9 protein-coding genes are annotated in these 13,061 nt (G+C 59.7%); 6 read left to right on the top strand and 3 right to left on the bottom strand.

Annotated features, from left to right (window positions below; genetic code table 11):
- Positions 1-6: 6 nt before the first annotated feature.
- Both D5261_RS15165 and D5261_RS15170 read left to right on the top strand, forming a co-directional pair.
- Positions 7-1,461, top strand: a complete 1,455-nt coding sequence (locus D5261_RS15165) for a glycoside hydrolase family 26 protein (RefSeq protein WP_119320484.1) — start codon at positions 7-9, stop codon at positions 1,459-1,461.
- Positions 1,462-1,514: 53 nt separating this feature from the next.
- On the top strand, positions 1,515-2,552 hold the full coding sequence (locus tag D5261_RS15170) for a hypothetical protein (protein ID WP_125205873.1): 1,038 nt from the start codon (positions 1,515-1,517) through the stop codon (positions 2,550-2,552).
- Positions 2,553-3,490: 938 nt separating this feature from the next.
- Here D5261_RS15170 and D5261_RS15175 read toward each other — a convergent pair.
- The 3 genes from D5261_RS15175 to D5261_RS15185 form a co-directional block, all read right to left on the bottom strand.
- Positions 3,491-4,084 carry a glutathione peroxidase gene (locus tag D5261_RS15175; RefSeq protein WP_119320481.1) on the bottom strand — a complete coding sequence of 198 codons (594 nt, stop codon included), beginning with the start codon at positions 4,082-4,084 and terminating at the stop codon, positions 3,491-3,493.
- Between the two features lie 52 nt (positions 4,085-4,136).
- Positions 4,137-5,969, bottom strand: a complete 1,833-nt coding sequence (locus D5261_RS15180) for an ABC transporter ATP-binding protein (protein ID WP_119320480.1) — start codon at positions 5,967-5,969, stop codon at positions 4,137-4,139.
- Positions 5,970-6,056: 87 nt separating this feature from the next.
- The gene (locus D5261_RS15185) at positions 6,057-8,015 is read right to left on the bottom strand and encodes a M48 family metalloprotease (protein WP_165864049.1); all 1,959 of its coding nucleotides are present in this window, start codon (positions 8,013-8,015) and stop codon (positions 6,057-6,059) included.
- Between the two features lie 383 nt (positions 8,016-8,398).
- Here D5261_RS15185 and D5261_RS15190 point away from each other — a divergent pair, with 383 nt between their 5' ends.
- From D5261_RS15190 to D5261_RS15205, 4 genes are all read left to right on the top strand, one after another.
- Positions 8,399-10,201, top strand: a complete 1,803-nt coding sequence (locus D5261_RS15190; RefSeq protein WP_119320478.1) for an OmpA family protein — start codon at positions 8,399-8,401, stop codon at positions 10,199-10,201.
- 81 nt (positions 10,202-10,282) lie between these two features.
- Entirely contained in the window at positions 10,283-11,185 is a 903-nt protein-coding gene (locus tag D5261_RS15195) for an ABC transporter permease (protein ID WP_218025536.1), read from the top strand.
- Position 11,186: 1 nt separating this feature from the next.
- Positions 11,187-12,014, top strand: coding sequence for an ABC transporter ATP-binding protein (locus D5261_RS15200; protein ID WP_119320477.1), 828 nt, complete (start codon positions 11,187-11,189; stop codon positions 12,012-12,014).
- A 100-nt stretch (positions 12,015-12,114) separates the two neighbouring features.
- Entirely contained in the window at positions 12,115-13,020 is a 906-nt protein-coding gene (locus D5261_RS15205) for a hypothetical protein (protein WP_119320476.1), read from the top strand.
- Positions 13,021-13,061: the final 41 nt, after the last annotated feature.

Below are 13,061 nucleotides of genomic sequence, written 5' to 3' on the forward strand. Positions count from 1 at the left end.
AAGGTAATGCCTCTGGGACGCATCGTGTCCTGGTTTGCGGCCGCCGTGCTTTGCGCGGCGCCGCTGATATCCTCAGTGCGCTCGGCGCCGCCCGCGCCGCCGCACTTTCGTACGGCGGCGGATGCGCGCGCCTGGGGCGAGAAACAAGAGCGGCTTGGGAATTATTCGGATGCGGCGCTGGCTTATGAGATTGAGTCGGGAATGCGGCTGCATCAAGGCGATCCGCAGGCGGCGGAGGTGGAGCGGCATCGGGCGCTGCGTCTCGCCACGGACCTTCGATTGGCGATCCCCGTCTCCGAGGGACCGCCGGTAAAGAACCTGGCGAAGTGGGAGCCGGCGCAGGGATGCTATCTGGGCGTGCGCGATGACTTCGAGGGCGACTATTACGGCAAGAGCACGGGCAACGCCGATGACTTCGCGCGCCGTATCGACCGTCCGGTCGCGATTGCGTTCGATTACGACAGTTATGGGCGGCCGTTTCCCATCGAATGGGCGCGGCGCGAGGCGAAGCGCGGGCGGGGCGTCCAGATCGCCTGGGAGCCGAAGGATATCGCGAATGTCCGAGACGACGAGTATCTGAACAAATACGCCGAGGACGCGGCTCGCTCCGGCGCGCCGGTTTTCTTACGTTTCGGCGGCGAGATGAACGGCGGCTGGACGTCCTGGGGCCGCAGCCCCGCCGCCTACCGCCGCGCGTTCCGTCTCGTGCATGAGGTGATGGCCCGCCACGCGCCGAACGTCGCGATGGTCTGGGCGCCGAACGCCGTTCCCGTCTCCAACATCGACGAATACTATCCCGGCGACGACGCCGTCGATTGGGTCGGCGTCAGCCTCTATGTCGTCCGCTTCTACGACGACCATCTCAATGAGCCGGCATGGCGCGACGGTCCGGTCGGCTTCATCGAGCCTTTTTATCAGAAGTACGCCGCCCGCAAGCCGCTCTGTCTCGTGGAGTGCGGCGTCACCCGCCGCAGCCGAGTCGAAGGCGCGGACGCCGACGCGTTCGCCGCCGCGCGCTGGCAGGACCTCTTCGACGCCGTGCGCATTCGCTACCCCCGCCTCAAGATGGTCTGCTTCTTCGACCGCGACAACCTCACGGGCGCCATTCCCGGCCGTCGCCTGAACGACTACGCCCTGCCCGACGGCAGCGCCGCCCTCGCGTCCGTCCGCGACGCCGTTGCCGATCCCTACTTCCTCGGCGAAGTCTCCGACCACCCCGCCTCCTCCCGCGCCTACCTCCCGGTCACCACCAGCTTCCCGCCCGGCTACCACGGCTCCGTGTCCGCCTCCGTCTGCACCTACTCACTCAAGCCCATTCTCAACATCCAGCGCGGCGCGCGAACCCTGCGCGTCACGCGCCCATATCGGTTTGCGATGCCGGCGGGGCAGGGCGCGCTGGTCGTGACGGTAAGGGATGAAAAGGGGCGCGCGGCGAAGGTGCAGACGGTGTTTGCGCCGTAAATATAGATACTGAGCAATTATTAAAATATTAATACGCTTTTAAGGATAATCCAATGACACTTATTGCTGCATATCGTTCGTATGGAATTCCGGTCTTGATGGGCGATTTATTAATCACAGGCGGGGGAATGTCGGATGACTATAGACGGAAAATTTGCCGATTTAGTCCTCATTTTGTCGTAGCATGGACAGGTCACTTAATATTAGCCGAAATAATATTTACCGAGATCCGGCGTAAAATGGTTAATCATTCTTTGACAAAAGAGTGGTTAGAGAGTGTGCTTACTTCATATCAGGTCGAAGATTTTGGTTTGCTTAGTATTCGATTGGTAGGATGGATAATTGATCAGGGCGAGAATTGTTTTCGGTGGAATAGTGAATATCCTTCTGAATTGTTTTACGGTGAGCCTATGTTGGATGGCACTGGCGCGCCGTTTATAGATGGGTTTGTTGGACAAGGTAATATTTATGATATGGAATATCCAGAGGCTATTGACTTAGAAAAAGCTAAAGAACACTGCTTGTTCCTAGCGACCAATTTAATGTCAGAAGAAATTTTGAAGCCTGGAAGTACACAGTCATATGGATTTGGGTATGCGTATGAGATGCTGTGTTTAACTGAGAGCGGATTTCAGTATATAGATGAATTGATGTATTTCGTGTTAACTGTTAAGTTTGACTGTAATTGGAAATTTGAAAGTGCATCAATCGAGAACCCTATGTATACATATTCACAGCAAAATGAATATGCAATCATTCATAAACTAAATCGAGAAGGTGAATCCGATCTTAGTATTATTGCTTTTCCTGGTAGTTCTACTGACTTGAGCGAAGGGAATGACTTAGTAAAGAAATATGCAAATGCATTTGTCAACAAAAATATTGCAATTCCAAATGTCTATTGTATATTTTTAAATTATATTGGCGTGAATTATAGAGGGCCGCTGTTCTCGATGTTGGTGAATAGTGATGACATGGAAGCAAGTCCTATAAAGATAGTACGGGGCTCACAAGGGAAAATGCAAGTTATACTTCATCAAGGAACACTAGAAGAATTCTATAGGGATATTAGATCGGATCAGGAATTGTAATTTTCTTGTGAAATAGCTCGAAATGGGCCTGTCCGATTTGATAGGCCCGTTTTATGGTGCAAAGAGTTAACTAATGAAAATGATCTATGCCTTAGCCATTGGCCCTTTTTGCTTAAGTCCGTCTCCACGGCCGCGACAACCTCCAGCGAGAGCGGGGCGTGGCCGGTGGGAAATCAGTTGATGGCCTGACCATCGCAGCGGATTAAAACTTGGTGTTCTTCCATTTCAATTGCAGAATAGCCTACCAAGTTGACGGATTGATGCGGTAATATAGGGCAATGTCATTCCCTTATTAACTTCTGGCGGGAGGCGTGGATCGGAAGGATATGAAACTGGAAGAGGGCGTGGATGGCCGCGCAGCAGTCAGGCCATACTGACGTTGTCGTGCTGCCCAGCAAGTCTCCAAAGCCTTAGCAGAACGAATTCATAATTTACTGGCGGCACTCGGGAGGGATGATCAATACGGTGGCCATGGAAGAAACCCAAACTCAAACTTGAACCCATGATTGTGGAGGCGCCTGTAGGATAATTCGAGAAAAGCCGCGATCAGGCATGGAAAATTATGTCAGTTTCGCGGAGACGGACATTCGCGTCTTTGTGAAAGATGCTAGGGGGGCCTGATCCTGTATTTTTAGCGTGTCTGCCTTTATTTTCGAAAACCTGACGCTGCTGGAGAAGAATGCTCGCGAATATGTTGACATACTCACCGATCAGTACGAGTTGTATTCGCTTCAGGCCGGGGTAGGCGACATCGATTTCTTTTTTTGTTCAGCTACGATGAGGAAGGATGGAGAGAGTCTGTGTACTTGGAGTTCAAGGAAGGTGAAGTAGTTATTTGGGGCAGGGGACTGAGAAAAACGCGTAGCGCACCATAAAAAATCCCGACGATATCAAAGACCGTCGGGATTTTCATTTAGGGAAGATAAGCTTGCTTACGCTTACGCCCTGGCCTTCGGCCCCTTTTTGCTGAGCTCCGTCTCCACGGCCGCCACCACGTCTGGGGACAGCGGGTCGTGGCCGGCAGGGAAGCGGCCGACGACTTGGCCGTCGCGGCCGATGAGGAATTTGGCGAAGTTCCATTCGATGTCGCCGCCGAACTTCGGGTTGGTGTCTTTGCTCGTGAGGTACTTGTACAGCGGGGCCTGGTCGTCGCCCTTGACCGAGATCTTGCTGAACAGGTCAAAGGTGGTCTTGTACTTGGCGGTGCAGAACTCTTTGATGTCCGAGTTCGAACCGGGCTCCTGGTGCGCGAAGTCGTTCGCGGGGAAGGCGAGGATTCGCAGGCCCTGGCTCTTGTACTTCTCGAACAGAGTCTCCAGGCCCGCATACTGGGGCGTGTTGCCGCAGAGCGATGCGGTGTTGACGATCAGGACGACGTCGCCGCGATAGTTGCTCAGCGGCACGTCCTGCGCGCTGATATCTTTGACCGTATACTGGAGCGGACCGCTGTACTTAGGCTTGGCGGAGGCGGGGATCGTCGCCATCATGGCGGACGCGGCCAGCGCCAGGGTGATCGCGAATGTCGGTTTCATCAACTGTCTCCTCGTTCTCTTATTCGGTCGGATGAATGGCGGTGTCTTGGACTTATTCGCAGTGCGGAGCGCTGGCGAGGGCGGCGGACTCGCGTTCGGAGCCTCCGCCGAAGCCGACGAACTGCTTCTTCCAAAGGTTCTGATACATTCCTGGAACCTCCGTCAGCGAATGATGGTTCCCGTCCTGAACGATTTTTCCGTGCTCGAACACCAAAATGCGATCGGCGGAGACGACCGTCGAAAGACGGTGGGCGATGATGAAGCAGGTCTTATCGGCGAAAACCGTATCCAATGCTTCCAAAATCAGCGCTTCGCTCTCGGAATCAAGCGCGGAGGTCGGCTCGTCGAGGATCAAAATGGCGGCGTCGCGGATCAAGAGGCGCGCGATATTCAGGCGCTGTTTCTGGCCGCCGGAGAGCATCACGCCGCGCTCGCCGATCTGCGTCTCGTAGCCGTTGGGGAGGCGCATGATGAAGTCGTGGGCGTTCGCCTTGCGCGCGGCGTTTTCCATTTCGTCCTGCGTGGCGCTGGGTTTGGCGAAGCGCAGGTTGTCGGTGATCGTGCCGGAGAAGAGGAAGCTCTCCTGCGACATATAGCCGATCTGACGACGGTAACTCTCGATCTCCAGGCTGTCGATCGCCATCCCGTCCACGAAGATATGGCCCGCCGACGGCTGATAGAACTGGCAGATCAAGTTGACCAGCGTGGTCTTGCCCGCGCCCGAGGGTCCGACCAGGGCGACCTTTTGACCGGCCGGAACGAAGAACGAGAGCTTGGGCAGGATCGGATGGCCCGCGTTGTACTCAAAGGACAGGTCGCGCACGTCCACGGCGCCGGTGATGCGCGGGCAGGATTCTTTCTTGCCGGCGAACTCCTTGGAGATCGGCGTGGCGAGCAGGCTGAAGATGCGGTCGATCGCGACATCGGCGCTCGTGAAGATATTCGCCGACTGGGTCAGCTGAATGATCGGCCCGAACAGCATTCCCGCGTAGAGATAGAAGGTGACGAGTTCGCCGACGGTCAGCGTCTTGCTCACGACGGCGAGGCCGCCGACGCACAGGATCGCCGCCGTGGTGGCGCTGGTGATAAACTGGCTCTGCACGCCCAGCATCGACCATGCCCGCATCGCCTCCACATTGTGCTCGTAGAGCGTGCGCAGGTCCTGGGTGAAGGTATCGCTCTCCGTCTCGATCTGCCCCAGCACGCGGATCAGGCGCATGCCGGTGATGCGCTCTTGAAGGCGGGAGAAGACGGTGGCGACGGCGTCGCGCTGCGCTTCCGACACGATCCTGGCGTGCGTGCGCATCCGGGCGTACATGAAGGCGATCAGCGGCACGGACATCAGCGCGAACATCGTCAGCTTGGCGTGCGTGGCGAACAGGACGATGAGCACCGCGACGATCGTCAGCGCCGGGGCGACGACCTGGAATGCGCCTTCGTAGACGAGGTGCCAGAGCGCGTCGGCGTCCGTCGTGATCCGCGCCATGATCATGCCCGTGTAGTTATTGTCGAAGTAGCTGATCGGCAGGCGGTTGAGATGCACGAACAGATCCCGGCGCAGGTCCAGGTGGACGCGCTCGCCGACGATGCTCAGCCACATGCGCGTGTAGTAGCCCGTCACGGCGCGGACGACGAGAGCGGCGCAGAGCACGCCCAGCACCGTCCAGAGCGCATGCGCGATCGACAGGGAGCCAAAGAGGGGGATCGAGACCTGGCCGCTTGTCAGGGCGTGGCTTGCGAGGACGCGGTCGACCACGAAGCCGACCGAACGCGGCAGAAGGACATCGACCCCCATTCCAAGGATCAGCGCAATCAGGGAAGCGATCAGGAGAGAACGGTGACGCAGGGCGTAGGAGAGCCAGCGGCGGAAGTTTTGTGTTTTCATCGAACGCGCCTCAGGTGAGCATTAGGGTCCTGGATCCATCACTATCCAAAGACGGAATTGTGGGGCCGCAGTGCCCAGCAGCGCATATTATACGCCCTGACGTTCGGAAATACGATAGATTCGGGAATTATTCATCTCGGCGACGACTTTGCGCAGCCATGTGTAGCGGCCGGAAATAAAGACGATGCTGGTGTTGCCGGGAAGCTCCACTTGCTTGACGATGTCATCGCTCAGCTCGTTATAATCGATTTCGGCCTGAAGGCGGCGCCAGGCGCTGCGCGTGTCGATCGCGAGCACATACAGAGGTTCGCCCTGCGTGTGTCGGACTTCCTTGCAGAGAAGGTACGCCGCTTCGATTTCGGGGCAGCGCGAGAGCTGCTGGCGCAGGACCGCGAGGCGCTCGGCGGCGAGGCCGTGGTGCAGGAAGCTGTCGCGGCGGTCCAGGTTGCTTCGCTCCATCTGAGCGAGCTCTTCCTGGCGGTAGGTCATCTGCGCGCGGCGCTCGTATTCGCTGGCGCGGGCGTGCTGGCCGCGCCCACGATAAAAGGCGGCGATGCGCTCGCAGATATCCGGCCGCTCCTCGGGGTTCAGGCGCAGGGCGCGGTCCAGCGTCGCGGACCCCGCCTCGTCCCCAACCTCCAGCTGCAAGTGTCCCATCAGCAGCAGCGCTCGAACATCACCGGGGAACTGAGCCAAAAGCTGCTGAAGCAGCGCGATCGCGGCGGCAGGGCCGTGGAAACGCGCCGATAGCTGAGCGCGCTCCATCTGCTCCTCGGCCGTCAGCGGGTCGGTTTGCTCCTGCTGCGCGTACATGGAAAGACGCATGCATAGCTGGCGAGCCTTGTTGTGCTGCTCGCGCCAGGGGCGGTCCACTTCACGGCGCCATTCGGTGTCGAGGACCTTGGCGAACCGATCTTCCACGCCGGCGAGGTAACGCTCGGCGGCGCTCTCCATCACTGGCTGCGGGGCGGGCAGCGGCGGCCGGGCGCCGTCGAGCGGTCCGGCCGCGACGCCCCGGAAGCCCAGCGCCGCCAAACGGTCGCGCAGGGCGGGGTGGGTGTCGGTGGTGTCGGTCTTCGCTTCCCAGGCCTGGCGCATCCATCCGGCGGAGCCCTGGGCGAGCGCGGCGCGCTGCTCGGCGTCGCGGAACATCATGCTGTACGGCGAGACGGTCGGCTGAACTTCGTGATCGGCGCGCCGGTAAATGGCGGGCCAGAACGCTTCCCCGAGGAACCGGCCTGAAATCGAGGTCCGCACGAGCGCTTCCGCCATCACTTGCTTGCCGGCGATATCCGCGCCGCAGCGGTCCGCCTCGTACTCGTTGGCGCGGGCCAGGACGAATGTATAGGCGTAGAAGTAGGGCGCGTACCAGAGGAAAAACGGGAGGAAGAGCAAGTTGCCGTCGAGGTTCTCCAGGAGCTGGAACCACATCTTGCGCAAACGGTAGATCCATCCGGCGAAGCGGCTATGGTTTCCGGAGATATGCGCAAGCTCGTGGGCGATGACGGCGCGAAACTGATCCGGCGGCAGCGCCTGGAGCAGCGGCAGGCCCAGGATCAGATAATTTTCGTTTTTGCCGACCAGTCCAAAGCGCGGCGCCTGGACAACGGAGGCGTTGAACTCATCGGTGAGCAACACGCGGTCAAAGCGAGGCGCCTTCAGCTCCGCGGAAACTTCCTCCAGCATGGCGTACAGGCGCGGCGCGATCTCGCGGCGAAGTTCGGGGCCTTCGGGAGCGGCCGCCTCCACACGGAACGTGTGAACGATTGCGGCGATTACCACCAAAGTTCCAAGCAGAACGGGGAGAATCAGTTTGGCGAAGTCCACCGGGCTGTAGCTGGGATGGCGCAGGTGCAGCACCGTCCAGTACACAAAATAGAGGAGCGCGCCGACCGCGACCATCAAGGCGGCCAGAATCACAAAGATGTAGGCATAGCCGAGGGCGGCGAGGCAGGCCACTCCAAAGGAGTACCCACGCGGACTTTCCCGTGCATAGCCTTCCAAACGGCGGATCAGAGAATCGAATTTTCGCTGCGAATCGATCATCTTCGGACGATAGGCCTCAGAACATCTCCGGCTGCTTACTCTACATTCTACCATAACATTTACGGATGAAGCTTGTATGAAGAAATACAAGTAGACAAAAATCCTTTTTGATTTTTGCTACTTTGTTCCGATTGCGCTCTGCAACTTTTCCTATGAATGTGGGTCCCACTCTCCGTAAGCCAATAATTTTCGGGCGAGAACGATGGTGGAATTCACGGATCTCGGGGCTTCTGGGGATATTCCCAGTGTGGCTAAGAGACGAGCAAGCGGCAATCTGTGATACACTATTGTGTCGCGCCGCCGCTCATGTCTGATGCGCGGCCGTTGTTTTGCGAGACGTTCAGGAAGCGTCATCGCGAGTTGAAGAGAATGGAGCGGATGGAATGCAGCTGAAACCGTTGGGGAAAGTGATCGTTCTGATCATCTTATTGGGAGTGCTTGCCGGCGCCTGGAGAATGTGGGGCAACAAGCTCGCGCCGGGCGCGGTGACGAAGGAGTCTGTCGCTCCCGTGAAAGTCACGCTGGGAGACGCGCCGCAGTCGGCGGCGTCGTCCAACATCAACTATGTCGCGCCCGGTTTGGGAGCCGGAGCCGCGGATAAGCCCGAAGTTCGCTTTCTTGGCTACGCCTGGAACGCGCAGATGGGCATCCTGCTGGCGAACGGCGGCGCGCAGGCCACGCAGGGCAGCCTGATGGCGAAGCATGGCGTCAACCTGAAGTGGTCCCGCCAGGACGATAACGGCAAGCTCCAGGAAGCGCTCGTCGCGTTCGCGACGGAGCTGAGCCAGGGCAACCCGCAGCCGACTAAGGGCGCGCACTTTATTACCATAATGGGCGATGGCGGCGCCGCCTTTTTGCAGGGATTGAACTCGACGCTGAAGCGCCTGGGCCCGGATTACACCGCGAAGATCGTGGATGCGGCGGGGTACTCGCGCGGCGAGGATAAGCTGATGGGCCCGGCGGAGTGGAAAGCCAACCCTTCGGCCGCTCGGGGCGGGTTCGTGGCGGGCGTTGTCCGCGACGGCGACTGGAATATCGCGCAGAAGTGGCTGGGCGATAACGGTCTGCGCACCAATCCCGACGAAAAGACCTATGACCCGGACGCGCTGAACTGGGTCAATGCTTCGGACTATATCGACGCCGCGCAGAAGTATGTCGCGGGATATTCGGAAACGCGCCCCGTGGTGCGGAACGGCAAGCGGACCGGCGAAACCAAGACGATCACCGTCAACGGCGTCGTCACCTGGACGCCCGGCGACGTGACCGTCGCCGAGAAGAAGGGCGGACTGGTCTCGATCGTCTCGACGAAGGAGTACAGCTCGCAGATGCCGTGCGTCGTGATCGGGATCGACAAGTGGATGCGCGCCAACCGCGCCACCGTCGACGGCATGATCGCGGCGATCGCCGAGGGCGGCGACGTCATCAAGGCAAACCCGGCGGCTTTGCAGCGCGCGTCGGAAATCAGCGCCGATCTGTATCATGAGCCCGGCGCCGGTCCCGACTTCTGGTCAAAGTACTATAAGGGCGTGACCGAAACGGACAAGACGGGCGCTCCTGTCGATCTGGGCGGCTCTTCCGTGAATAACCTCGCGGACAGCCTTCTCGCCTTCGGTTTGGTGCCGGGGTCGTCCAACCTGGTCGCGGCCACCTACACGGACTTCGGCGATCTGGTGAAGCAGCAGTATCCGGAGCTGGTTCCGACTTACCCCGCCGCCGCTTCGGTGATCGATACGTCGTATCTGAGCGATGTCGCCAAGCAGACGGCTCCGACCGCCGCCGTGATTGCGGAGACGAAACCCGTCTACAATAAGCAGAAGGCGGTGACGGCGGTTGTCGGACGGCGCAACTGGAACATCCAGTTCAACGCCGGAAAGGCGACATTCACGCCGCAGGCCAAGCAGGAGCTTCAGAAGCTGCTCCGCAGCCTGCTGATTGCGAGCGGCACGGTCGTGGAGGTTCACGGCCACACGGACAACCAGGGCAACCCGGCCACCAGCAAGCCGCTGTCGGAGGCGCGCGCCTTCGCCGTGAAGCAATGGCTGGAGGCGCAGTCGCCGGTCAACTTCCCGGAAGGACGCGTTCGTGTATTCGCTCACGGCGATACGAACCCGATCGCGCCCAATACGACCCCGGAAGGCCGGGCCAAAAACCGGCGTGTCGAGATCGTCATTGGAACGAACCAATAAAGGAGTTCGGGGAGACGGCGCCGGGGAAACCCGGCGCCGTTGTTCTTATACTCGGATTGGATCGCTGATAGGAAATTTCGAATGAACGAATCTGATGCTAGTCAAACCCCGGCCGCGCCGGAACCCATTCTCGCCGGCGCTCCGGGAAATGGGAAGATCCCGCAGGGCGATCTTGGCCCCCGGCAGCGCTCGCGGCGCTGGGACGCCTTCGCAGCCTTTATGCCCAATCGCCTCGTTTCCGCCGCGACGATGCGGCTGATCGTCTTTGTCGAGCTCGCCGCCGCCTTGCTGGTCTGGGTGATGTCCCCGTTTAAGGTGCTGCCAAGGCCCGACGAGACCCTGCGCGCGCTGCAAACGCTCTGGATGGGGCAGGGGCTGGGACAGGAGCTAGGAACAAGCTTTAAGCTCAACGTGGAAGCGCTGCTCTGGTCCAGCGTGATCTCGCTTCTGCTGGCGTACAGCACGGTGCTGCCGGTCTTCCGGCCGATCGTCACCGCGATTTCCAAGGGACGATTCCTGAGCATCGTGGGTTTCACCTTTATCTTCACGCTGATCTTCGGCGGAGGACATCCGTTAAAGCTCTCGCTGCTGGTGTTCAGCATTACCGTATTTTATGTGACCTCCATGGCCGCGGTGATCGCGGCCATTCCGAAGGGCGACTTCGACCACGCCCGCACTCTGCGCATGCGCGAGTGGCGCGTCGTATGGGAGGTTGTCATTCTGGGGACCGCCGATAAGGCGTTCGAAGTGCTGCGCCAGAACGCGGCGATGGGATGGATGATGCTGACGATGGTCGAAGGGATCGTGCGCAGTGAAGGCGGCGTCGGCGCGATGCTGCTCGGCGAAAGTAAGCACTTCCTGCTGCCCGAGGTGTTCGCCATTCAGATCGTGATCCTGCTCATGGGCATGGTCCAGGATTACGCCATCGGCGCCGCCCGGCGGCTTGCGTGTCCCTATGCCGATTTGACCCTGGAGAGAAAGTAACATGAGTCCCATCGCTTACGAATACCGCGATACGCTTCTCAAACTGGAGAACGTCTCCCTGACGCTGGGCGGCAACACCATCCTGCGGGATGTGAACCTGGAGATCAAGGATCTGCATCGCCCCGGATACACGCAGGGGCAGGTCGTGGCGCTGCTGGGACCGTCGGGCGTCGGCAAAACGTGTTTGTTTCGGATCCTCGCCGGTCTCGACAAGCCCGACTGCGGGCAGGTGCTGGTGGAGCAGGAGCAGATCCCCGTGCAGCGGGGCATGGTGGGCGTTATCGCGCAGCACTATCCGCTGTTCGCGCACCGCACCGTACGCGGGAATTTGGGCGTCGCCGGCAAGCAAGCCGGGCTGTCGTCCGCCGAAATCACACAGCGGTCCACCGATATCCTGGCCCGGTTTGGCCTGGAGGAACACGGGAGCAAATACCCGGCGCAGCTCTCCGGCGGCCAGCGCCAGCGTGTGGCGATCGCCCAGCAATTTATGTGCTCCGAGCACTTCTTATTGATGGACGAACCGTTTTCAGGGCTCGATATGGTGGCCGTGGATCGCGTGATCGGATTTATCCGCGAGATGGCGGCGTCGGATGAACTCAAGACGTTCATTCTCGTGACGCACGACGTGGACGCCGCGCTTCGCGTGGCCGATACCGTCTGGCTGCTTGGCCGCGATCGGGACGAAAAAGGCAATATCGTCCCCGGCGCGCGCATCCAGGCGACGTACAATCTGGCCGACTGCGGCCTGGCGTGGCGGGACGAACCCGAGAACATGCCCGAATTCGCCGAGCTGCGCAGGGAAGTCTGCGCGGCGTTCCGGAACCTTTAACTTCCACCACGAGGCGTTTTCACGCGGTTTGCGGCGATCGCGACGCGATTTTCGGGAGTCGCGTGAAGATGCGGAGCAAAAGCTCCGGTATAATAGTGTTATGGCTCAGGTCAATCGTTTTTCAGAAGCGCTCAAGGAAGGGGCGAACCTCGTCGGCCTCGCCAGCGCCAGCGCCCTTTCCGTCGCCCTGCTTTCTCCGCTTCCCATCCTGGTCGGTCTCGCCGCCGAGGCGGCCTACCTTCTGTTCATCCCCGACACCAAGTGGTACGGCGGCCGGCTGGCGCAGCGCGAGGAGACCGCGCGCCGCCGGCGCAGCCAGCAGTTCCGCGTTGAGACTCTGCCGCAATTGCAGGAAGACACGCAGGCGCGTTTCACGCATCTGGAGCTTGTGCAGGGACAGATCTACGCCCAGGCGCAGACGGATCAAAAGTGGTTTGGCGAGATGCTGCGCAAGCTCGACTTTCTGCTGGAAAAGTTTCTGATCTTCGCGCTCAAAGAGCTTCATTTCCGAAACTACCTGCTTTCGATCTGGGAAGAGTGCCAGTCCGATCGCTCGCGCCCGTCGAATGACATCGGCCGCCAGCGTTCGTCCGGCGGCGGGCGGCCGAATAACTTCGCTTCCTCGCGCTTTTCCGGTCCTCCCGTCGAGTGGGTTCCCCGGGTTGTGAAGGATGTCCAGGGCTCTTATGACGGCGATATGGAAAATCTGACCCGCCTGCGCGACGACGAATCCGATCTGAACACCAAGGCGGTCCTGGAGAAGCGCATCGACGTGCTGAAACAGCGCCATGAATTCGTGGGCAAGATCGGGCGGATTTTGACGAACCTGAACTACCAGATGGAATTACTGGAGGACACGTTCGGCCTGATCAACGATCAGATCCGCGCCCGCTCGCCCGAGCAGGTGCTGTCGGACATTGAGGGCGTGGTTTATCAGACGGAGTCCATGACTCAGCTCTTGGATGAGCTGGCCCCGTTTGAGCAGATGACGGCGGGTGTTGGGTAACGCGCCGGTAACGGCGCAGGCGCCCGCAATGAGAGAGGGCA

It is taken from the genome of Capsulimonas corticalis (assembly GCF_003574315.2).
Lineage (GTDB): Bacteria > Armatimonadota > Armatimonadia > Armatimonadales > Capsulimonadaceae > Capsulimonas > Capsulimonas corticalis.

Bases quoted from the DNA above. Each gene is read 5' to 3' on its own strand.
- D5261_RS15195 (WP_218025536.1), top strand. From the start codon at position 10,283: ATGAACGAATCTGATGCTAGTCAAACCCCGGCCGCGCCGGAACCCATT.
- D5261_RS15185 (WP_165864049.1), bottom strand. From the start codon at position 8,015: ATGATCGATTCGCAGCGAAAATTCGATTCTCTGATCCGCCGTTTGGAA.
- D5261_RS15175 (WP_119320481.1), bottom strand. From the start codon at position 4,084: ATGAAACCGACATTCGCGATCACCCTGGCGCTGGCCGCGTCCGCCATG.
- D5261_RS15180 (WP_119320480.1), bottom strand. From the start codon at position 5,969: ATGAAAACACAAAACTTCCGCCGCTGGCTCTCCTACGCCCTGCGTCAC.
- D5261_RS15190 (WP_119320478.1), top strand. From the start codon at position 8,399: ATGCAGCTGAAACCGTTGGGGAAAGTGATCGTTCTGATCATCTTATTG.
- D5261_RS15165 (WP_119320484.1), top strand. From the start codon at position 7: ATGCCTCTGGGACGCATCGTGTCCTGGTTTGCGGCCGCCGTGCTTTGC.
- D5261_RS15200 (WP_119320477.1), top strand. From the start codon at position 11,187: ATGAGTCCCATCGCTTACGAATACCGCGATACGCTTCTCAAACTGGAG.
- D5261_RS15170 (WP_125205873.1), top strand. From the start codon at position 1,515: ATGACACTTATTGCTGCATATCGTTCGTATGGAATTCCGGTCTTGATG.
- D5261_RS15205 (WP_119320476.1), top strand. From the start codon at position 12,115: ATGGCTCAGGTCAATCGTTTTTCAGAAGCGCTCAAGGAAGGGGCGAAC.